Below are 21,921 nucleotides of genomic sequence, written 5' to 3' on the forward strand. Positions count from 1 at the left end.
GGCCCGGATGCGGGATCAAACCGTCGAGTTGACGGGCAGCACGCTCGGCGACATCTTCGGTATCTGCTGGTTCTGCACGATGTGGGCGACGCGCATACGGGCGAGTTGGCTGCGTTCGACCGCGATTCCGGCGTCGACCTGGTGGACGCGGCCACCGCGAGCTGCGCGCTGCCCGGGTTGGTCCCCACGCACTCAACGGCACCCGCTACATCGACGGTGGCGTGCCCTCTCCCGACAACGCCGACCTTGCCTCGGGCTATGCGAACGTCGTGGCGCTCTCGCCGTTGGGCGGACGGAGCCGGATGGGGGCAGGCCTGGCAGGCCAGGTCGAGGGCCTGCGCAGGCAGGGCAGCCGCGTCGAGGTGATCACACCGGACGCCGATTCCCGAGCGACATTGGGCACGAACCTGATGGATCCGGCGACCCGCATCCCCGCCGCCCGTGCCGGTTTCGCCCAGGGCAAGCAGGAAGCGACCCGCGTGACGTTCCTCTGACGATGGCACGCCGCCACCCTCCCGTACCCGAACCCCGACCCTGACGTCGGAATTCACCTGGAAATACCTGGTAAACCGTCAGAAACTGAGCACCACACCCGGCAACGGCTCGAGATGATCCAGAATCACCTGAAGCTCCTCCGGCAACACGGTCCCCGCATGCGCGGTCGGCACCGTCGGCACATCCGCCAACCGGTACAGATGCGCCTTCTCCGCAGCATCCAACGACAGCGTCCGCGCCACCGCATTCAACACCTGCACACTGACATTGATGCTGCGCCCTTGTTCCAGCCAGGAGAACCACGGAAAGGGGTACAGATGGACGGACGGATCAACCCACCGCCCAGCAGCTTTAAATCACCAGCTCAGACGGCGTCTTGGTCTTCGCTGCACAGTCCGTGCACGTCCCACAGCACGTATATGATGCTCGACGCCATCCTTCCTTCCCACGGATAACTGTTCGTCGGCGACTCGATCTAGCAACAGGTCGTTCAACGCGATCCCGACGGCTCACTCGTTCCGCATGCCGACCTTTCCGTTACATCCGACAAGCCCTGGAACCACACCACGATCGACGACGGCGCGATGTCCGACTGGCCGCACTCCGGTGTCACGGCGACATCAGCACCGAGGACACGAACGGTCGCGACGCAGACGTGCATCTCAGAATGACAGGATTTGAACCTGCGACCGCTTGACCCCCAGGGAACCGGGATTCGTTGTGGAGAGCCCGGCTAGTGTTCTCCCGTCCAGGTCAGAGGCTTTTCGACGTCCCGCCTGTACCGCTATGTCCTGCCTGTACCGTCCGGTCTTAGCAAGCTCTAGGCACGCTGGATATCGCCTACTAACTGCACTGTGGGCATAGGGTCCGGCTCGACGGAATTCGCAGTGTCGAGCGCGCCGTCGTGCCGGACACCTCCAGTTCTAGCTTGATTTTTAACCTTTGCGGCGAGGCCGCGGTCCGGCGGGTTTCGATGCTGTCTGATTGCTGACAGCCACACCGGTTTCGGGATCGCGCCCGAGGGCAGAGGGCCGACGTCGAGGCGGATCACGGTGCCCTCGATCACCGGTACGTACATCTCACAGGCCTTGCCCTCACGGCTGTTTCACAGGCTCGGGCGTTCGGTTGCGCACCCGCCCGAACGTCATCCGGTAGAGCACGCCGTCCCGGACCACGAGCGTGTGCCACAGCACGCCGGCCAGGTGCGCGGCGAAGGTGAAGTACAGGACGTAGGCGGCGACGATGTGCGCCCACAGCAGCGCGGCGAACACGGTGATGTTCGCCGGCGCGATGGCCGGTAGATACCATGATCCGAACAGGACGATCGGCTGCCCCGACGCCGAGACGAGTCCCCACCCGAACAACGGCTGCAGCACGAGCAGTACGTAGAGCAATCGCTCGGAGTACTTGGCCACCAAGCGGTCCAGTCGCGTCATGCCGGGCGGCCACGGCGGCGGCGTGTGCCGCAGCCGCCAACCGATCCGGATCAGCGCGAATAGCAGGATCGCGAGGCCCAGCGGTTCGTGAATAGTGACAAGCAGGTGGAAGTCGCTGATCGAGCCGACCATGAACACCCCGATAAAGAGCATGGCGATCACGAGCACGGCCATGAGCCAGTGCAGGCAGCGTGCCACAGCGGTGAACCTGGCATCACTGCTCATCGTCGACCGCCGCCACGTTGACCGCGCTGGGAGTGTGCGGTTCGCGGGTCCGCCGCTGGTAGGACTTCGCGTACACCGATGACCGCGCCGCAAGCAGCGGATCGTCGGACGCGTCGATCCCGGTCGGCAGCACGAGCGGGTCGAAGTTGTTGTCGCGGGCGTTGCCCGGCGCCTCGGTCGACACCGAGTCGATGCTGAGCGTGCCGACCTCGACCTGTCGCCGGTTCGCAGGCCAGGCCTGCGTCGCGTCGTTTGTCGGGTCACCCGGCTCCGCGACCGTGACCACCAGCCGCCAGCGCACCGGCTCCCGCGCGACCCGCTCTATCAACGCGTCGAATAGGTAGTCCCGGCCCGCCCCCTGCGTACCCGCGACGAACGGGTCCTCGGCACACAGGCTCCACCGCACCGGCACCGTCGTGCCCGCCGCGTTGGTGAACCGGAACGCGTTGAGCCCGTGGAACGGGCTGTTGAAAAACCCGCTCGACGGCGGCGTCTGGTTGACGACAGCCATCGCGCGCGCCGTCTCCGGGTATTCGGCGAGGAACGCGGCAAGCTTCGCCGGGTCCGGTCGGCCGGTCGCGGCCACCGGCTTCGTGGCGAGCAGCCGGTCGTAGAACCCCTGCGGCACGCGGTCGAGGAAGACCGGGATGTTCACCATCGCGGTGCGCCACTGCTCGCGGTTGGCCAGGTGGAACAGCACCGCGAGCCCGCGCACGGTCGCGTTCGCGTTCGCGTCAGAGACCACTGGCATACCGCCGGACAGCGAGAACCGCGCCGTCACCGGCGTGGCCCCTGGCCGGAACACCGACGCGCTCGACAGCGCGACGCCTGCCCCGTTGCTGGTGAACGTGCCCGAAGCACTCAGGCCCTTGGCGTGGTTGCGTCGGAAACCGTCATGGCGGCCGTAGACCCGCTCGAACCGGTCTACGAACCTCGACGGGCTCAGGCTCTCCGGCGTCAACCAGCCGCCCGCCCACAGGAACGCGCCGACGTTGACCACGGAGATTCCGCCCACCGCGGCCATGCCCACCAGCGCGCCGCGCCGGGGCAGCTCACGTCGCCGCAGGTCCTGACGCTCGGCTGATGGTGCGGGGTCGGGCTGTGTGTGGTCGTCCACACTCTTCTCCCTCGCGACGGTGACGCTGGAAGTATGTCCCGTTGGATGCTACGCAGTGCGCACGCCGACGCGGGCCACGCAGATGGTGACGGGCCGATGCGGCTGCGTGTCGTTCGAGGGGCTCGTCATTCAGCGGCGTTCCAGGCGGGTGCCAGGTCGCAGTGGTCGTAGCGAGTCTGCTTGCGCTGGGTGTAGGACTTCACACGCTACGGATCGGCGATACCCAACTGCTCGGCCAGGTACACGACCACCTCCGCCGGAACTTCGAGTGGGTCCGGGCTGGCGGTAGCGGTGCGGTTTCAGCGCTGTCGATGTAGATGGCCGCTTCCGGCCAGCGGCGGCGCAGGCGGGCGGCAAGGGCTGGACCGCGGTCGATGGCGGCGGTCCCATCGGCCCGGTTGCTAGTCCGGTGCCGGCACCGAGTTCGACGACCGGTGTGCCGCGACGCAGTAGCCCGTCGTCGTGGAGTCGTTGCCATAGGCGCGGCCGGGCAGGGCGGTCTGGCGCGATCGTAGACCTCGGCGTTGGCATGGAAGTGTGCAGCGGTTCGAGCACCCGGGCATCGTAATCGGTTCGCTGTCAGACGGGCCTTTTATGCAAGATGGCCCGGCCTCCGAGTGGTGCTGGACGGCCGGCTTCACGAAGTTGGTCGTATGGCTCAGAGGTACGCTTGACTTGCGACAGGTTTGTTGGCGGATTTCTGACACGATCCGCGCACTCGCACCGGTGGCGGGGCAGCGCCCCGCCGCGTACTTGTCGGCACGAGGATGGCTGGAAATTCGCGCGCCGACGATAGCGCCGACTACTCGGCTGTCTGGCCTGGCTAAATCAACTAGTGTGGGGCTGCCCGCTCGGGCTGGGGTTGGAATGCAAGCAAGTACACCGTTTACCAGTCGGGTGGTTACGGGACGGCACAATGGATGACACGGCAGTGAGTGGCGGGGACGCCACTCGGGGGTCAGCGGAGACGTTCGGACGCTATCGGCTTCTTTCGCTGCTGGGTCAGGGCGGCATGGGCCAGGTGTGGCGGGCGCATGATTCACTGACCAACCGGGTGGTGGCGCTCAAGGTGTTGCCCGAGCGCTTCGCCGATGACGAGCAGCTGCGCGAGCGGTTCCGCCGGGAGTGCCGGGCGGTAGCGCAGTTGACCGAGCCGCATGTGATCCCCATCCACGACTTCGGCGACATCGACGGTCGGCTCTATCTGAATATGCGCTTGATCGAGGGCACCGACCTGCGCAAGGTGATCGCGCAAGAAGGGGCCTTGTCGCCGCAGCGAGCAGTGGCGATCATCGCACAGGTGGCCGGCGCGCTGCAGGCGGCCCACGATGCCGGGCTGGTCCACCGCGATGTCAAACCCACCAACATCCTGCTAGGGGCCGATGAGTTCGCCTCCCTGATCGACTTCGGGATCGCCCACGCCGCCGACGACCGTACGCTGACCACGATCGGCGAGACCATCGGCACGATCGCCTACATGGCGCCGGAGGAGATCGGCGCGGAGATCAAGGCCGATGCCCGAGTGGACGTATACGCGTTGACGTGCGTGCTGTACGAGTGCCTCACCGGCCGGCCGCCGTTTGCGAGCTCAGCGGGGGTGCAGGGTGTGATCGCCCATCACCTGCACACCCCGCCGCCGCGTCCCAGCGCCACTACACCCGACGTACCGCCTGCGTTCGATGCGGTCATCGCCAAGGGAATGGCCAAAAACCCCGACAAGCGTTACCAGACCGTGCGCGAGCTGGCCGCGGCGGCCTGCGCCGTGGTAGACGGTTCCGCGGTCAGCACCACCGGGGGCGTGGCCGCGCGCTATACGCGGCGAATCAGATTGTCGCCCAAGACCGCCGGGCTGCTCGCCGCCGCGGTCGCGGTTACGGTGGTGGCCGCCGTAGCTGTCTTCATCGGTGTCCAACGGGAATCAGGCGGCGGTGGCAGCTCGCCCGCACCTATCGCCTCGGCCTACTCGTCACAGATTCCGCTGCCGTTCACCGGCGTCAGCCTGCCCACCGATGTGGCGGTCGACACGGCGGGCAATGTATACGTCACCGACATGGGTAACGATCGGGTGGTGAAACTGGCGGCAGGCGCGTCGACGTCGACCCCGCTGCCGTTCACCGGCCTGAATAATCCCCAGGGGGTGGCGGTCGACACGGCGGGCAATGTATACGTCACCGACACGAGTAACGATCGGGTGGTGAAACTGGCGGCAGGCGCGTCGACGCCGACCCCGCTGCCGTTCACCGGGCTCAAAGATCCCCAGGGGGTGGCGGTCGACACGGCGGGAGACGTGTACGTCGGCGACCGGGGTAATGATCGGGTGCTGAGGTTGGCGGCGGGCGCGTCGGCGCCGACGACGCTGCCGTTCACGGGGCTCCAAGATCCCCAGGGGGTGGCGGTCGACGCTGCGGGCAACGTATACGTCACCGAATTGAGTACCGAGCGGGTGCTGAGGTTGGCGGCGGGCGCGTCGGCGCCGACCACGTTGCCGGTCATTGGGCTCAAAGATCCCCAGGGTATGGCGGTCGACACGGCGGGGGACTTGTACATCGTCGACTGGGGTAGCCAGTGGGTGGTGAGGTTGGCGGCGGGCGCGTCGACGCCGACCCCGCTGCCGTTCACCGACCTGAAGAATCCCCAGGGTGTGGCGGTCGACACGGCGAACAACGTATACGTCACCGACCTGGGCCCCAATCCGGTGGTGAAACTCCCGGTCGGCTGAACCCACGTTCCGCGTAATTCGGGGGTTCCGGAGATCCTGTATGCAGGCGTCGCACGGACCGAGTACTCGACAAGTCATCGGACATCCGATTCGTCGTTGTGACAGAACATGTCTCAGCAGATCGGCCAGTTGCTCACGACCAACCGTATTCCGGGTGGGACCGGCGAGCTCGAGTTTCGGGAAGGGTGTCCGCTTACTCCGGAGCAGATCGCGGTGGAAGTTGTTCAGGATCATCGCTGGCCCGTACGTCCACAAACTCGGCGCGACGATCTTCCACCGCTACCCCTGGGGCTGGAGCGGCCGAGCCCGACCCGCACGGTCACTTCGGCAACGGGCCACTGTGAAGACGACCGGATCGGGGCCGCCACTCCGCCGCAGCGTCGCCCAGATCTCCCCTGCAGACAGCGAGTTGGTGAGTGCAGGCCGAGGCAGCCCGATGTGGATGCTGAGGCGGGCACATCCTGGTGATGAGGCGCGGTTGCGTGCGCTGGCGCTGCTCATCGACGGGTCGGCGTTCCTCGAAACACTGTGCGAGGCAGCGGCATTGGACGCTGCTGCCTGGGAAACCCGCATAGCCCGCTACAGCCGTCGCGGGCACCAGGTCCTGGTGGTCGCCGAGGACGAATTGCCGACTCCTCGTCGAGGGCCTTCATCAGGCAGACCACATTGCCAACGAGATGTGTCTGGTCGTATTCGTCGACATCGTTGGCCGCGTCGGGACCGGCCATGGCCACGCTGGTCCGGAGCCACCATACGGTAGCCGGCGGCGGCGAGGACCTTGATCTGGTGCCGCGACAAGTACCAAAGGGTGGGGAAGCCGTGGAGCAGGACGACGAGCGGGCCCTCCCCCTTATCGACATAATGCAGGCGTATTCGATTGACCTCCGCGAGGCAATGATTGAACTCCCCCGGATCGTCAACGTTGGGCATGCTTGCGGTCATTGATCGCCTCAGCTCACGGTCACTTCGGTCTTGTACACGCCGGTCCACTCGTAGCCGTTCGGGTTCCAGTAGACCGAGCCGTCAAGCGGCTGGCTTCGGCCGAGATAGTCGAGGGCCCGCGACCAGATCTGGTGGACGCCCGGTTCGAGCGTGGTGCGCGTCGTCCACTGGTACCAGGCGAACGGGCTCTCAGGGGTCTCGAACTCGGCCGACTGCCAGCTACGGCCTTCGTCGAATGAGACCAGCACCGACTCCAGGCGCGCCTTCCCGTCGTTGTACGCGACACCGCTGACCGTGACCTCGCCCGTGCCTAGGGTCGCACCCTGCTCGGGATCGAGGATGTAGCTCATCAGGCGGATGTCCCACGTGGGCCTGCTGTTCTCCAGCGTGAACCGGAACCTTTCCCCCGCTTTGACGGGCGACAACGGCACGCGGTACTCGGTCGCGTGGTAGAAGCACGTCGACTCGGAGGTCTCGAACCGCAGCCGTGACAGCCATTTCAGCTGCATGGTCCCGAAGAACCCTGGCGTCACCAGACGCACCGGCCCGCCATGGATGCCGGGCAGCGCTTCTCCGTTGAGTTCCAGGGCAAGAATGCTCCGCTCCAGGACGTCTCCCACGGGGAGGCTGTGCTCCATGTCCGGCAGCTCACGTCCCGTAGGCAGGTCCCGACCTTCCGCGGTCACGAACTTCACCTGGGAGTCGATCGTAACGTTGTGCTTCTCGAGCACGGCCGAGAGCGGCACACCCCTGAACCTGACGTTGCCCACGCCGCCCTGATTCCACGGGATCCCCGGGATGTCGCGGTACTGCGACCGTCCGTTGCCCGAGCACTGGAGGACCATCTCGTACTCGACCTGCTCCATCTCGAGCAGCTCCTCGGCATGAACGACCAGCCGCGAAGGCTTGATGAGTCCGGCCAGCTCGATCTCCCAACCTTCGACGGGCAGGGGGGCGAGCGTGAGGCCCTCTTCGAGGTCCTGGATGTTGCGCACAAAGAGGGTGTGGGTGTCCGTGATCCGGTGCCCGGCGAGCATGCTGGTCGGGGTTGCCAGGACAAGAGGTCTCTCGGAAAGTACCTCGAGGCACCTGTCCTTGCCCTCAATCCACATCGGACCGTCGCGATCGGTCTGAGCGTCACACATTTTCTCTCCGATGATCGCTGTCGTCTGCTCCCAGCATCAGGATGATTCCGAGATGGCGGTCGCTGTTCCGACGACGGCAGCGATGCGGGCTCACGCTGAACGGTTCGTCAGCTCCAGCAGCGTTCATGAATCAGCTCCGATCGGCGGCTAGATATCGGCCACCTCCAGGTGTATGCCCAGTCGCGCCCGGTGTCCCAGGTCGTCACCGCCCAGATGACAACTACATCCAGCGCGATGATCAGGACCGACCACCACGGGTAATACGGCAGCCACTGGAAGTTGGCAATGATCGACAACCCCGCGATGACAATCGCGACAACGCGCGCCCAGGTCGCACCGGCGACCAAGGCAAATCCGATGACCGCGATAAGAACGCCGAGCGCGAGATGGATCCAGCCCCGCGCCGTGACACTCCAGTTGTAGGTATATTCCACGCCGATGACGATGATGTCGTCCTTCGCCAGCGCAATGCCCTGCACGACCTGGAGAACGCCAACGGTGATGAGAAAAAACCCCGGCAACAATAGCGGTACCCGCGGAAAAACCCTGCTTTACGCTCGAACCCTCGGTCACGACGGTTCACCTCCGCATATTCAGGTTATGGTTCTTCCAGTATGCGCATCGCCGCGTGACCAAGTAGCAGGATAGCGATATCGCCCGAGCACCCGACTCATCGCCCCAACGAGGCATCCCCCGCTCAAAGAATGCGATAAAACCACTGGCCAATCCCCTTCAGGATCGGCTTACAGGATCGCGATCCATGAAACGGGCGACGCTTCTGCTATGCACCAGACGCGAACGACATCCACTGGATTCGTAGGCGCAGACACACTCGTCGGCCGCGCACCGACCAATGGGGCTGGTGGGCGTCTATCCCGAGAGACTGATCGAGGATCCAATAATTCCTGTCGAAAGCGGGTATTGGGTGGAACTCGCGGGCCATTTCATATGTGCACAACATCGTTTGCTTCGGGCAGTCTGACGGCGTCCCATGGCACCCATTGGCGCTCGGGCAAACCCCTCTTCAGCCATTCCCGGCACGGCACCCGGCAAGATGCAAGCCATGTGAGAGCCATACCAATGACACAGGCAGGCAGCCGATTTGGGGGCATCTCACCGGTCACCTGGACCCGATCCTGGCCGGGATCGAGCCCTACCACCAGTCTCTAAGTAGCCGATATGCGCGCACTGACGCCGCCGCCCGAAGCAGCCTGGGGCGACCGCTCGATCCTGTGGGCGCAAGCGTGCTACGTGGTTAGCGGGTGGCGCCGAACGGGATCGTGTTGCGTGCCTTGCGCAGGATCGATGGCAGTCGTGAGGCTTGTGTGATTGCGCGGAACTGCCAACTGTCTTCTGCGGGAACGATTCCTGCCGACTTCATAGCGTCGAGTAGGTCGAAGAGGGTCTCGCCCTCGTACATGCGGCCGTCGGGGGTGAAGTGGTAGCGGTCCACGGCGGTGCATTGGACGAAGGTCCCGACACCATGGATCGCGGGCGCGGACTCGTCGTAGGGGTAGAACCGCAATGGTCCGTCGTGGTGTCCACTGCCGATGTAGCGGATGACTATTCGGGTTTCGCCCTCCGGTGTGATGTCGATGTAGACCTGCCCCGGTAGCGGGTCGTAACGCCAGTCCGGGATGGCGTCGAAGAACGCGAAGTTGTATGTGACGAACTCCTCCTGGCCGACCATCACACGACCGAAGGTGGTCGGATCCTTGTATCGGAGGTCGTCGGTGTACAGCTCGTCGTTGCGCGACATGTCCCGTGCCAGCCAGCTCCACCAGTACTTCTTCGCCCATTCCAGCATCCAGGCGATATCGACACCGAAGGTCTTGTAGTGCTGGATCTTTCGTTCGAAGTCGGCGAACCATTGGCGGGTCATGGCATTGAGCTCGTCCTCGGTGAGCACCGGGACCCGGCCGCCTGCGCGGTTGCCTGCCAGAAACTGCGGTAGCGGCTGCCGCAGGCGCGGTTTCGCCAGTGCCTGCTCGAATAATGCTTCGTCGAACATGTGCCGACTCCTTCTTCATCGGGTGAACCGCCCAACAGGAAACGGCCGATTCCAGTTCATGATGGCATGGCATCGGACTAGAATCAACCGTTTCCAGTTGGCGTTCGGGAGTCGATGTGACAGAAGAAGGACCAAGCGGCGGAGCCGATGTGTCTTCGCCCCCTACCGTCAGGCAGTGGCGCGGCCAGTCCTTGGCCGACCGCTCGCTCGTCCGCCGACGGCAGCTGTTGCAGGCCGGATACGAACTGCTCGGCGGTGGCGGAGTCACCGATGTCACGGTGCGGGCGGTCTGCCGACATGCCCAGCTGAGCCCGCGCTATTTCTATGAAAGCTTCACCGACACGGATGAATTGATCGTCACCATCTACGACGAATGCAATAGCGAAATCGCGTCCGCTATCGCCGTTGCGGTGCCGCGGGCAGATCTCACGGAGTCTGTGCGGGCCGCGATCGATGCCGCAGTCCAGTATTTCGAGACCGACATTCGCCGCGTCCGGATCCTGCTGCGGGAACCGTTGACCAGCCAATTGCTCGCCACGCGGCGAGCGGCCGTGGCGCCGGCTTTCCTGACCTCGATCATGGCGGCCGCTGGGATGACCGACTTGTCACCCCTCGGCGACGCCGAACTCGCCATGTCCGCCAGTGCGCTGTCCGGCGCGCTGGTATCGCTGATGCTCGACTACACCGACCAGCGTCTCGCTGTCACCGCCGCCCAGGTCGCTGACTATGCGACCCGACTCGTCCGGGCCACCGTGCTCGACCTGTCGTTGCCGAAACGGACCCCGGACCCACATGGCATCGGCTACGACAAATGACGATCGAGCCGCAAATCATCCGGTGGCCGCTTCCCGCGCGGTTCGCAGCGGCCACACGGCGCGTCCCGAAGGTCAACGGCCCGAGATTATCTCGGGCCGTTGGTGGTCGGCGGAACTTTGAACTGCCGATTACACGACGTTGGCGCTCGGCGAGTACGGCGGACAGGAGAGCTCAGGTCCACTCGCCGAGCCACTCCCAGCCCCTGTCCTGCGCCCGTAATCGTCCTAATCCCTCGGTGAGGCACTGGTCGAGACTTCGTGCATCCACGCGAAGGCTTGTCGTGAGGGGACGCCTGAACCTATTCATGCACGGTAGCCGTCGGTTCCGGCCCGCGACATGACGATGTTCGGAACCACGGCGCGGGCGGACAAACGCAGTAGCGAGTCGACCATCTCGACCACGTCGTTCACCATCAGCATCTTCTCAGGTGGGATTCGGTCGTGGATCCAGGCACTCATGTCGGTGTCGACGTAGCCGGGGGCGATCGTGGTGGCGGTGACGCCGCGACCGGATTCCTCGGCGTTGAGTGTCGCGACCAGTGAGACGAGTGCGGCTTTGGCCGCGCCGTACATCGACAGGCCGGCTTCGGCGTACACCCCGGTGATCGAGGACAGTGCGATCACCTTCGCGCCGCGGGCGGGTTCGGCCGCCGCCGCAGTCCGCAGCAGTGGGAGCGCGTCCTGGATGAGTTGCAGCGGAGCACGCAGGTTGACGGCGAAGGTTTTGTCGAACCGGCGCATGGACGCGTCCGCGACCGGTTCGGCGTAGCCCACTCCGGCATTCATGATCAGCGCCGACAGCACGCCGAAGCGACGGGAGTGTTCGGCGAGTACTCCGGCCACACCCTCGGCATCGGACATGTCCGCAGCCACGGCGGCGACGTCCACGGCGCCGCCCTCGCGCAACCGGTCTGCGACCGTGTTCAGGCGGTCGGCGTCACGTGCGGTGATGGTCAGTGAATATCCTTGGCGGGCAAGGCGGTCGGCGATGCCCAATCCGATTCCGCGGGATGCGCCGGTGATCAGGGCGGTTCTGTTCGTCTTGGTCAACTCCGGTCTCCTTTCAAGGCGCGCAGTCCGGCTGCCATGAATTCTGGTGTCGCCTCGGCCGCGCGCTCCGCAGCTGATCCGGCATCGGATCCGCGGCGAGCGCGGTGGGTGATGCCTTCGGCAATCACCCCGAGTTTGAAATTGGCCAGTGCGAGATAGAAACCCCAATTGTCCAGAGCACGACCGGATGCGGTGGCATACGCCTGGGCGAGGGTGTCGGGGCGCGGTAGCCGTTCGCTGGTCCACGCCGCATGCGTGCCGAGCACCAGGTCGAATGCCGGGGACCGGTATACGCACATCAGCGCGACATCGGTGAGCGGATCTCCCAGCGTGGACAGCTCCCAGTCCACGACAGCGCGAATCGATGCCGGATCCGACGGGTCCATTCTCGATGAAGGCATTGTTGCGGCGATCACCGAGGAGGGCCTGCCCCACGACCACACACATGTCGCCGGTCGGGCAATCGCAACCATGTGTACCGCACTGCCACAATGGTTTCGACTCGATGGGCCCACTTCACCCGAGCAGATCGCAGCACAGTACGCCGATTTCGCCTTGGGATTGCTCGGACTTCGTCCGGCACTCACACACGCACGATGAAGTGCAACCCATCCGCGGTGTACTGAGCCTCGATCAGAACGTGACGAACACAGACTTGGGCTCGGTACACGAGTGATACCAGTCGAGTCCGAAGTCGCGACCGATGCCCGACTGCTTGTAGCCACCGAAGGGCATCCGAGGATCGAGCTTGAAATAGTCGTTGACCCAGACTGTTCCGGCTTTGATACGCCTCGCGACCGTGTGAGCGCGACGTATGTCGCTAGTCCACACAGCGGCAGCAAGGCCGTATTCGGTGTCGTTGGCCAACCGCACAGCCTCTTCCTCGTCGTCGAACGGAATGACGGCGAGCACTGGGCCGAAGATCTCCTCACGAGCGATCCTCATGTCGTTCGTGACTCCGACGAAGACAGTCGGCTCGACGAAGTAGCCGGTACCGCCGCACGCATTTCCTCCGACAGCCGCGACAGCGCCCTCGTCCTTGCCCAGCGCCAGGTAGGTCGAGACCTTGTCGAGCTGCTGGCGTGATGCCAACGGCCCCACTGCGGAAGCGGGATCCAGGGGGTCACCCACCGTCAGTTCAGACACCTGCTTCACCATCGCTTCGACAAAACGATCGTGGATTCCCCGCTGTACGAACAGGCGGGTACCGGCAAGGCAGACCTGCCCGGTGATCGACACGAAGCCGATGAGTGACGCAGTGACAGCTGCGTCGAGATCGGCATCGTCGAACACGATGTTGGGCGACTTGCCACCGAGTTCGAGCGAGACTCTCTTGAGGTTGGACACCGAGGCGGCCAAAATGCGCCGGCCGGTAGGGGTGGAACCTGTGAACGCGATCTTGTCGATGCCCGGATGCTCGGAAATCGCGCTTCCGGCAGGGTGACCGAGGCCGGTAATGATATTGACGACGCCCGCAGGTAGTCCCGCTTCCACCAGCAGCTCACCGAGTCGCACAGCTGTCAGCGGCGTTGTTTCCGCCGGCTTGATGATGAGCACGTTGCCCGCCGCCAGGATCGGCGAGGACTTCCAGACGAAGTTCGTGACCGGCGAGTTCCACGGAATGATCGCTCCGCATACACCGATCGGATCCCGCAGTGTGTAGTTGAACGAACCGGGGCCCGTCTGCGGGGTGTCACCCTTGATGTGCTCGGCACCGCCCGCGAAGAAGCGGACGGTCTCGGCGGCGTCAGTGATCGATGCAACGGCGGTGGCCAGCGTCATACCGTTGTTCAACGACTCCAGGTGCGACAACTCCGCCCTATGCGAGTCGATGAGGTCGGCCCATTTTCGCAGAATCTTCGCCCGATCGAGTGGTCCCATGAGAGACCACGGTCCCGATTCGAATGCGGCCCGTGCCGCGATGACAGCCTGGTCGACGTCGGCGGCCCCGCCTGCCGCAACACGCCCGATCACCTGTTCGGTGGTCGGATCCAGAACATCGAGTACGTCACCGGATTCGGCCGGCACCCATTCCCCGCCGATGAAAAGCAGCTTGCTCGAATCGCCAAGGAATGCATCGACTTCGGCGTTTCGCGTCCGCTGGGGAGTATCGGATATCCGATCCAAGGTCATCTGTGTCTCCGTCATCTCGAAGTCGGCATCGCTACGCGGCTCGACACCGAGCTCTGCGCCTGGGCGCTGACCGGCTCAAGGTAACGCACGTCACAGTGCGTCGTCAATATTGGAGCCAAACTTACATCCATCTCGCCTGCCGCACAGAGAACGACACGAAGGAGCTTGACCGACTTGTGGTTGCCATCACAGTCTGCTGTGCTAGTTTGGCAACTAAATTGTATCCAGTTTCACAGAACCCGAGTTTCGGCGAATCCGAGGTCGGCGTACTGCTCTACTGCAAAAGGAACGGCGTGGACGATCGCACAATTCTTGGCGCCCTCATCGCATCCGACACGAACGCGCCGGGTGAGATCCGTCTTCGTTTGGTGGGCGACCGCGGCTACACGGCCGGCGAGATACTGGCGAGAGCGGCAAAACTCGCGGGATTGCTCACCAACGTCGGTGCGACGAAGGGCGATCGCATCGCCATCATGATGTCGAACCGCATCGAATTCCTCGACACCTTCTTCGCGGCAGCACACATCGGAGCCCTGTCCGTTCCACTCAACACCAGCCTCAAAGGCCCGATCCTCGAACATATGCTCCGAGACTCCGCACCGGCTGTTCTCGTCATCGACGCATCGTTCGCCGAGGTGATCGGACGAGCTCTCGAGAACACCGGTACCACTGCGCGCGTGCTGGTAATCGACCGTGTTCCGACACCGTTCGCGATGGAGACGCTCGACTACGCGAGTTCGCTCGAACACGCTGCGCCGATACCGTCGGCCGACGTCACAAGATACGACGATGCCTGCATCCTGTACACGTCAGGCACCACCGGACCGTCGAAAGGCGTTCTGCACACTCATAATTCGATCATCTCGTTCGGCGAGAAATCCGACTGGCTGTTCGGATACACGGCGACCGATGTCGCGCACAACTGCCTACCTCTGTTCCACGCGAACGCCCTGTGCGTGACGTTGCTGCCAGCTCTGCGCGCCGGCGGAACCGTCGTTTTCGGTCAGCGTTTCTCCGCCTCCGGGTTCTGGCAGGAGATCCGCGACGAAGGCGCGACCGTCATCTCGATTCTGGGCGCCATGGTTCCGATTCTGTGGGGTGCGAAGCCGCGCGACGATGATGCCGAAAACAATGTGCGGGTCGCCCTGTGCGTTCCTACCCCGTCGTCCGAGATCTACGACTCGTTCGAGCACAGATTCGGCCTGCGTCTGGTGTCGCAATACGGAATGACCGACACGTCCTCGATCATCGGAACACCTCCCGACAAGCCCGGTCGTCCGGGATACGCAGGGGTGGCGCACCCGGACTTCGAATGCGTCGTGGTCGACGAGCACGACGTTCCGTTACCCGATGGAGTCGCCGGTGAACTGGTGGTACGGCCGCGTAAGCCGGAAATCATCATGAGCCGCTACTGGAACAACGCACAAGCGACCATGGAAACGTGGCGCAATCTGTGGTTCCACACCGGTGATGTACTCGTTCGCGAACCGGACGGGTGGTTCAAGTTCATCGACCGGCAGAAGGACGCCATGCGTCGATTCGGCGAGAACATCTCGTCATTCGAGGTCGAGAGTGTCGTCGCGATGCATCCGTCCGTGCACGAAGTCGCCGTCTATGCAGTACCTTCCGAGCTGTCGGAGGACGAGGTCATGGCGGCAATCGTGCTCGTTCCGGGCGTCGACGACGATCTCAGCGACATCGGGCGCTACTGCGACGAGCACCTTCCCTACTTCGCGTCGCCGAGATATCTGGTCTCGGTGGAACAGCTCCCGAAGACGAAGAACGAGAAGGTTCTCAAAAACGAGTTGCGCCGAATCGGCATCACCGATCGGACCGTGGACCGCGGAGCCCGCGGCAGGAAAGCCGCAGCGGCAACACAAAACTGACGACATCACTCGCCACGACTGCTAGTACAGAGGAGCCTTTCCATGTCCCCGGAATACGCCACACGGTTCAAGACTGCCGCTGTGTCCATCGACGACCTCGGAGTGCTCACCATCAGGTTGCATTCGCGGGGCGGCCCGCTCGGATGGAACGGACTCCCCCACCGGGAATTACCGGAACTGTTCGCGAATGTCGCCGCCGATCGCAATGTCCGGGCAGTCATCCTCACTGGAACAGGGGACAGATTCATCGACTTGATCCCATCCTTCGAGGAAGGAGTCGCCCGCGGTGAAGCAACCGCGGCGATGATGGACGAGGGTCTGTTCGAAGGCAACCGATTGATGTCCGCGCTGCTCGGTATCGAGGTCCCGATCATTGCGGCCGTCAACGGTCCGGTGGACGTTCACGCCGAACTCGCCCTCCTCAGTGACATCGTGCTGTGCACGCGGGACACGTACTTCCAGGATGCGGCACATGTGCCGCTGGGCCTCGTGCCCGGTGACGGCGTGCAGGTTGTGTGGCCGATGTTGCTGGGCATCAACCGCGCCCGCTACTTCCTCCTGACCGGTCAGAAGATCGCTGCCGCAGAGGCTCTTCAGCTCGGTGTGGTGTCGGAAGTCGTTGCTGCCGAGGCTCTCACCGATCGCGCCGTTGCCCACGCCCGCCGGTTGGCGGTCTGCAATCCGGTCTTCGTACGAAACACGCGCTTGGTCTTCATCCATCAACTCCGCAGGGCGATGGCGGCCGACTTGTCGGCCGGTCTCGCGCTGGAGGCCGTCGCGTCGCTCTCGGGCGCCAATTGGGACGGACCGTCCGCACCCGAGCCGATCGACACCATCGCCACGACATGACCACCCACACAACGTCGTACGCCGCGGGTCGACGTCAGTGAGAACCGTGCTGTGCGCGGAAGGGCCGGTCGAGCCGCAAGCCGCAATCGAACGCTTCCTCGAACTCCATCCGCCGACTCCGCAGGACCCTGTTCATCTGGTATTCGGTATGCGGCGATCACCACCGACCCTTCCGTTCGCCACCGCGGCCGACGGCTTCACGGTGGGATCGTTCCTACCCGGTCGCGGTTTACGGAACATCGAGCAGCTGACCTACCACCGTATGTCGTACAACCAGATCTGCCGGTCGCTCGCCGATGGCTCGTTTCGCCCCGACGTGCTGATCGCCTGTGCGACAAGTCCCGACGAGCACGGACACCGATCGCTGGGCGGTGTGAACGGATACTTCGATTCCGTCTTGAGGACGGATCCGGCGGTCTTCGTCGAGGAGGTGCCGTGGCTGCCGCACATCACCGGTGCCACCACGCTCACGAGAACAGATGGCGTCGTTCCCAGTCGTGTTACCGACAAGGACACGCAACCCCACTTCTCCGCCTCGTTCGACGAAGTGGACGAGGCGGTGGCCCGTGAGGTGGTCCGACTCCTCCCCGCCAACCCGCGCCTTGCCCTCGGCATCGGGCGGGTGAACGACGCCGTCGCTCGCCAACTCGCCGGTCGCGGAGACGTCGACGTGCTCACCGGCGTCGTCACCGATGCCGTGCGCTGGATGTACAACAGTGGCGCCCTCGGCAGCCGAACGATGCGGGCCATGTCCGTCATCGGGTCTCCGGCGCTGTTGAGGTGGGCATCGTCGTGCGGTGACGTTGAATTGCTGCCGTCGACTCAGATTCACGAACCGAGCTGGTTGTCGGCCCACGACCGTTTCGTCGCAATTCTCGGTGCCATCGATCTGGACCGCTGCGGAAACATCAACTCCGAACGAGCCGGCGGTATAGCCGTGTCCGGAAAAGGAGGTGCGCCGGACTTCGCTCGCGGCGCGCACGACAGTGCGGGCGGCCTGAGCATCGTCGCTCTGCGCAGCAGCGACAAACACCACCGGTCGAAGCTGATCGGACACCGAGAAGACCCGAGCATCAACGGTTCGTTGATAGATGCGGTGGTCACAGAGAAGGGCTCTGCTCTAATCGCAGGTCTGGATGCCGAACAGCGCGCACATGCCCTCGCCGACATTTTCTGACGAGACCGATTTCGGTCCGGAATACCTCGATTGCCCCCTCCCGGACCGTCTCGTAGGATCAACGCTGTGATGACCGCCAATTTTGCCGACGATTTTGCCTCCGACACGCCTGGCGGTGCGGTCGTGCGCGCGGCAACCGACATCCGCGAACTCATCCTTCAGCGCGTGCTTCTGCCCGGTGAGCAGGTACGACAGGAAGACCTGGCGAGCCGACTCGGTATCAGCAGGGGTCCGATCCGCGAAGCACTGCAGGTGCTGGCGGTCGAGGGTGTTGTGCGGTACGAGCGCAACCGCGGCTACTTCGTCACTCGCTTCACTGCCGAGGAAATGCGGCAGCTGTATTTGATTCGCGACCTTCTCGAATCAGAGGTGCTTCGAAGTCTTCCTCCGATGTCGGCGAAGAATCTGAACAGTCTTCGCAAAATCAACAAAAAGATCCAAGAAGATAACAACTCCAGCAGCATTATCCGCCTGAACCGTACATTTCACGACACCCTCACCGAGCATTCCCCCCTCTCGTTACTCAAGAGCGAGCTGGCACATATCGGACGCATGACGACGGCTTATCAGTCACTATCGATCAATTCGCTCGCCAATCGACACCTCGTCGTATCGGATCACGAAGAGATGATCACAGCGCTCGCCGCGAACGACAACGATCTCCTGGTGATCATTTCGCGCCGCCATCGTGAGGCGTCACTCGACCGGCTCACTCCTATTCTGGGATGATCTCCCGCGGCCCGGCCAGCGCAGCGGGGATCTCGACCATACGACTCGCCAAGTACTCGCCAAGACCCTTGCCTTGAGGGTCGATGCGAGTACACGCGGACACACCGTCGCCCAGGTACTGGTAGATCATGAAATTCATCCCGCGCAGATTCGAGAACACATACCGCTCGACACGAAGATCCCCCAGCTCCGGCATCAGCGAGCGCAGCCGGTCCACGGTCAGGAAGTCGTCGAGCCATCGGAATGTCTCGTCGTCACGCGCCCACGCCCCGAGGTTCGCAGATCCCGCTTTATCGCCGGATCGGGTACCGATGATCGAACCCAGTGTCGCCGTGACGGTTCCACTGTCTGCCGACACCGAGTGAACTACGTGTGGGCGACGGCCTTCGGCAACCGGATAAGGCTCGTCGGCAACGCCGTCGATCACCGGCCACGCCACCGGCACCCCGGGCTCCTCGTCGATCAGCACCGATGTGTGCACGAGCTTCTTCTCGATCAGCGCCGGCCATTGGACTCCGAAGAGACGCTCCGACTGCGGCGGAGTCGTCATATAGAAACCCGGAACACTCGATGTCGCAATGGAAACGACTCGGCTCGAGAAGTTGGCACGATCGACGCGCTTGCGATCCCTGTCTCGTACCGTCAGGATCAGCCAGGCCGTCGCCTCTTCGAAATTCCCGTGGATGTCGGCCGGACCGACAGTGGACCAGCGGCACTCGTCGAATGTCTCGGGCTTGCCGATCTCAGCCTCGATCTGTCGGCGCACCCACTCGGTCTTCGCAGCCAGATGAGTACCGGTGAGACCGATCGTCATGGTATTGCGGTATCCGCCTTCGAACGTCAGCGACAGCTTCGCGGTCGACGTCGGCGCAAAACCTACCGTGCCTGAAATACGCACCCGATCCGGGCCGACTCCCTCGACCCGCACGCTTGTCAGATCGGTCACGACGTCGGGGTTCTGATACGCATGACCGTTCACCTCGTAGAACAGCTGTGCCAGAACGGTATCGGCGGTGACCAGACCTCCACTGCCGACACTTTTGCCGATGATCGCAGAGCCGTCGCTGGAAATGTCGGCCAGCGGCATTCCCGGTAGGCCGAGGTCGCCGTGCTCGGCGAAGTAGGAGAAGTTTCCGCCCGTCGCCTGAGCACCGCACTCGATGATGTGCCCCGCAACCACGGCGCTGGCAAGCTTGTCGTAATCGGTTGCCGACCAACCGAATTTCCACGCGGCGGCGCCCACCAGGAGCGACGCGTCGGTGGTACGTGGACAGACCACGATGTCCGCACCTCGCTCCAGGGCCGCCACGATCGGCCAGGCACCCAGGTACGCGTTTGCCGTCAGAACCCGGTGCTGTGACAGGTCGAGCGTCTCATCGGTGTCGATGTTGACCAACTCGAGGTCGGTGTGTTCCGCCAGAACGGTTCGCACATCGTCGCCGACGACGGCAGCGACGCGCAGAGAAATCCCACGCGAGGCGCAGAGTTCTCTGATCGCCGCGGCCAAACCGGGGGCGTCCAGACCTCCGGCATTGGTCACGACTTTGATACCGCGTCGGGCTATTTCGTCGAGATGCAACGCCAGGACGTCGACAAAGGCCGAGACGTATCCGTGGCCACCACGTTGCTCGTTCTTATGCAGTACCAACATGGTGAGTTCGGCGAGGTAATCGCCGATGAGTACGTCCACGTCACTGTCGAGCAACTCGGCCATACCGTCCGTACGGTCACCGTGCCAGCCGGTGAACTGACCGACGCGGAGAGTGTCGCCAGTCGTGCGATACTTCGTTTCGATTGTCATGGGTCAGTAGCTCTTCGGTAGGCCGAGGGTACGTTCTGCGATGAAATTCAGAATCATCTGGTTGTTCACCGGTGCTACTCGCGGAAGTCTCGACTCGATCCACTGACGTCCGATGTGGTACTCCCGCGCAAACGAATAGCCCCCGAAGACCTGCATCGCCGCATCGGTGGACGAGACTGCGGCTTCGCTGCACAGATACTTGGCGGCATTCGCCAACGCGCCGATAGCGGCTCCACCCTTGATGTCGTACTCGTCGACGGCTCGATAGAGCACTTCGGCGGCGGCAAGAAGATCGAGATAGCTCTTGGCCAGCGGGTGCTGGACGCCTTGGTTCTTGCCGATCTGCCGGCCGAACACGACGCGGTCGAGGCTGTACTGCGTCGCCGCTGCCAATGCCCACCTGCCTAGTCCGATGGTCTCCGCCGCGACGAAGAGTCGCTCGCTGTTCAGACTGTGCATGAGATGGTAAAAGCCCTGTCCCACTTCACCGATCACGTCTTCGTAGGCGACCTTCGTACCCTCGAAGAACACTTCGCACGACGCGACCGCGTTCCGGCCGATCTTCGGGATCGGCCGTATCTCGACCGACTCGGCGTGCAGATCGGCGAGGAACAACGTGATCCCCAGCCCGCGACGCTCAGTTGGCCCCGGCTCGGAGGTACGTGCCAGCAGCAATACCTTGTCGCCCCGCAGCGCACCGGTGTTCCAGACTTTGGTTCCGGTGATCCGCCACGAGTTTCCGTCGTCGACTGCCTTCATCGCGATCCGGGTGGTGTCGGTTCCCGCGTCCGGCTCGGTCACTCCGAACGTAGTGTACAAATTTCCTGCGGCGATCTTCGGAAGCCATTCTGCTCGCTGCTTCTCGGTGCCGAATTCGAGGATCGTGGGTGCACAGAGAAGTGGAGTATGAATTGTGCTGCACGCGTTCAGCCCACCACCGCTGGCACCCACTTCCTCGAGGATCGCCACCATATCGGACGTCGATCCGCCGCCGCCCCCGTACTCTTCGGGAATGAGGGTGCCGAGGAATCCCGAGTCCGCGAAGTCCCGGAAGAAGTCCTCGGGGAATTCCTGATCGGCGTCCTGCTGATCCCAGTACGCGACGTCGTACTTCTTGCACAGGTTGCGGACGGCTCGTCGCAAGTCCGCATCCCGGGCCAAGTGCGGAAAGTGGTCGTCGATCGACATTTCTTCTCCAAACGGCAGCAATGCCAATTCGTCGGCAGTATTGTAGCCAATCTACGCGGATGCCTTCCGTTTCGTCAACAAAAAGCAGGCAGTTTTGGATACAATCTTGACGCCAACTCGGCCCTGTGTTCGAATGACCTGGTCACGCTGCCTGCACACAGTGCAGGTTGTAGGACCACTCGGTAGCGGTACAACACCGGTCG

19 protein-coding genes and 2 pseudogenes are annotated in these 21,921 nt (G+C 63.5%); 8 read left to right on the forward strand and 13 right to left on the reverse strand.

Annotated elements, in window-relative coordinates:
• Window positions 1–15 precede the first annotated feature (15 nt).
• Complete coding sequence (locus OG874_RS17205) at window positions 16–192, reverse strand: hypothetical protein (protein WP_330256148.1); 177 nt, start codon at window positions 190–192, stop codon at window positions 16–18.
• Between the two features lie 29 nt (window positions 193–221).
• Here OG874_RS17205 and OG874_RS17210 point away from each other — a divergent pair, with 29 nt between their 5' ends.
• Window positions 222–494 carry a hypothetical protein gene (locus tag OG874_RS17210; protein ID WP_330256149.1) on the forward strand — a complete coding sequence of 91 codons (273 nt, stop codon included), beginning with the start codon at window positions 222–224 and terminating at the stop codon, window positions 492–494.
• A gap of 78 nt (window positions 495–572) precedes the next feature.
• Here OG874_RS17210 and OG874_RS17215 read toward each other — a convergent pair whose 3' ends face one another.
• From OG874_RS17215 to OG874_RS17225, 3 genes are all read right to left on the reverse strand, one after another.
• A complete protein-coding gene (locus tag OG874_RS17215; protein WP_330256150.1) occupies window positions 573–755 on the reverse strand; it encodes a hypothetical protein in 183 nt (60 codons plus the stop codon).
• A gap of 834 nt (window positions 756–1,589) precedes the next feature.
• On the reverse strand, window positions 1,590–2,156 hold the full coding sequence (locus OG874_RS17220; protein ID WP_330256151.1) for a cytochrome b: 567 nt from the start codon (window positions 2,154–2,156) through the stop codon (window positions 1,590–1,592).
• A complete protein-coding gene (locus tag OG874_RS17225; RefSeq protein ID WP_442943354.1) occupies window positions 2,146–3,273 on the reverse strand; it encodes a catalase in 1,128 nt (375 codons plus the stop codon). The genes OG874_RS17220 and OG874_RS17225 overlap by 11 nt, the downstream gene beginning before the upstream one ends.
• A gap of 916 nt (window positions 3,274–4,189) precedes the next feature.
• Here OG874_RS17225 and OG874_RS17230 point away from each other — a divergent pair.
• Window positions 4,190–5,992, forward strand: a complete 1,803-nt coding sequence (locus OG874_RS17230; RefSeq protein ID WP_330256152.1) for a serine/threonine-protein kinase PknD — start codon at window positions 4,190–4,192, stop codon at window positions 5,990–5,992.
• A 579-nt stretch (window positions 5,993–6,571) separates the two neighbouring features.
• On the opposite strand, the gene OG874_RS17235 is transcribed toward OG874_RS17230, so the two are convergent.
• From OG874_RS17235 to OG874_RS17250, 4 genes and pseudogenes are all read right to left on the reverse strand, one after another.
• Window positions 6,572–6,934, reverse strand: a complete 363-nt coding sequence (locus OG874_RS17235; RefSeq protein ID WP_330256153.1) for an alpha/beta fold hydrolase — start codon at window positions 6,932–6,934, stop codon at window positions 6,572–6,574.
• 8 nt (window positions 6,935–6,942) lie between these two features.
• Window positions 6,943–7,971 (reverse strand): molybdopterin-dependent oxidoreductase, encoded by a 1,029-nt coding sequence (locus OG874_RS17240; RefSeq protein WP_330256154.1) that lies wholly within the window; start codon window positions 7,969–7,971, stop codon window positions 6,943–6,945.
• Window positions 7,972–8,186: 215 nt separating this feature from the next.
• Window positions 8,187–8,652, reverse strand: a pseudogene (locus OG874_RS17245) (DUF7144 family membrane protein).
• A 682-nt stretch (window positions 8,653–9,334) separates the two neighbouring features.
• On the reverse strand, window positions 9,335–10,090 hold the full coding sequence (locus tag OG874_RS17250) for a nuclear transport factor 2 family protein (protein WP_330256155.1): 756 nt from the start codon (window positions 10,088–10,090) through the stop codon (window positions 9,335–9,337).
• 149 nt (window positions 10,091–10,239) lie between these two features.
• Here OG874_RS17250 and OG874_RS17255 point away from each other — a divergent pair, with 149 nt between their 5' ends.
• Window positions 10,240–10,905, forward strand: coding sequence for a TetR/AcrR family transcriptional regulator (locus tag OG874_RS17255; RefSeq protein ID WP_330256156.1), 666 nt, complete (start codon window positions 10,240–10,242; stop codon window positions 10,903–10,905).
• Window positions 10,906–11,208: 303 nt separating this feature from the next.
• Here the strand turns inward: OG874_RS17255 and OG874_RS17260 are convergent, their stop codons facing one another.
• Window positions 11,209–11,955, reverse strand: a complete 747-nt coding sequence (locus OG874_RS17260) for an SDR family NAD(P)-dependent oxidoreductase (RefSeq protein WP_330256157.1) — start codon at window positions 11,953–11,955, stop codon at window positions 11,209–11,211.
• A pseudogene (locus OG874_RS17265) lies at window positions 11,952–12,320 on the reverse strand (phosphotransferase); the annotation flags it as partial. The pseudogene OG874_RS17265 and the gene OG874_RS17260, both read right to left, overlap by 4 nt.
• Here OG874_RS17265 and OG874_RS17270 point away from each other — a divergent pair.
• The gene (locus OG874_RS17270; protein ID WP_330256158.1) at window positions 12,286–12,555 is read left to right on the forward strand and encodes a hypothetical protein; all 270 of its coding nucleotides are present in this window, start codon (window positions 12,286–12,288) and stop codon (window positions 12,553–12,555) included. The pseudogene OG874_RS17265 and the gene OG874_RS17270 sit on opposite strands and share 35 nt — an antisense overlap.
• A 33-nt stretch (window positions 12,556–12,588) precedes the next feature.
• Here the strand turns inward: OG874_RS17270 and OG874_RS17275 are convergent, their stop codons facing one another.
• Window positions 12,589–14,103, reverse strand: a complete 1,515-nt coding sequence (locus OG874_RS17275) for an aldehyde dehydrogenase family protein (RefSeq protein ID WP_330256159.1) — start codon at window positions 14,101–14,103, stop codon at window positions 12,589–12,591.
• 278 nt (window positions 14,104–14,381) lie between these two features.
• On the opposite strand from OG874_RS17275, the gene OG874_RS17280 reads away from it, so the two are divergent.
• The 4 genes from OG874_RS17280 (at window position 14,382) to OG874_RS17295 (ending at window position 18,729) form a co-directional block, all read left to right on the forward strand.
• Window positions 14,382–15,974, forward strand: a complete 1,593-nt coding sequence (locus OG874_RS17280) for an AMP-binding protein (RefSeq protein WP_330256160.1) — start codon at window positions 14,382–14,384, stop codon at window positions 15,972–15,974.
• Between the two features lie 42 nt (window positions 15,975–16,016).
• Window positions 16,017–16,823 (forward strand): enoyl-CoA hydratase/isomerase family protein, encoded by an 807-nt coding sequence (locus OG874_RS17285; protein WP_330256161.1) that lies wholly within the window; start codon window positions 16,017–16,019, stop codon window positions 16,821–16,823.
• 37 nt (window positions 16,824–16,860) lie between these two features.
• Window positions 16,861–18,000, forward strand: coding sequence for an acetyl-CoA hydrolase/transferase C-terminal domain-containing protein (locus OG874_RS17290; protein ID WP_330256162.1), 1,140 nt, complete (start codon window positions 16,861–16,863; stop codon window positions 17,998–18,000).
• A gap of 69 nt (window positions 18,001–18,069) precedes the next feature.
• Entirely contained in the window at window positions 18,070–18,729 is a 660-nt protein-coding gene (locus tag OG874_RS17295) for a GntR family transcriptional regulator (protein ID WP_330257318.1), read from the forward strand.
• On the opposite strand, the gene OG874_RS17300 is transcribed toward OG874_RS17295, so the two are convergent.
• A complete protein-coding gene (locus OG874_RS17300) occupies window positions 18,716–20,530 on the reverse strand; it encodes an acyclic terpene utilization AtuA family protein (protein WP_330256163.1) in 1,815 nt (604 codons plus the stop codon). The two genes, OG874_RS17295 and OG874_RS17300, sit on opposite strands and share 14 nt — an antisense overlap.
• A gap of 3 nt (window positions 20,531–20,533) precedes the next feature.
• Complete coding sequence (locus OG874_RS17305; RefSeq protein WP_330256164.1) at window positions 20,534–21,718, reverse strand: acyl-CoA dehydrogenase family protein; 1,185 nt, start codon at window positions 21,716–21,718, stop codon at window positions 20,534–20,536.
• Between the last annotated feature and the right edge of the window lie 203 nt (window positions 21,719–21,921).

The organism is Nocardia sp. NBC_00565 (assembly GCF_036345915.1).
In the GTDB taxonomy this organism is placed as follows: domain Bacteria; phylum Actinomycetota; class Actinomycetes; order Mycobacteriales; family Mycobacteriaceae; genus Nocardia.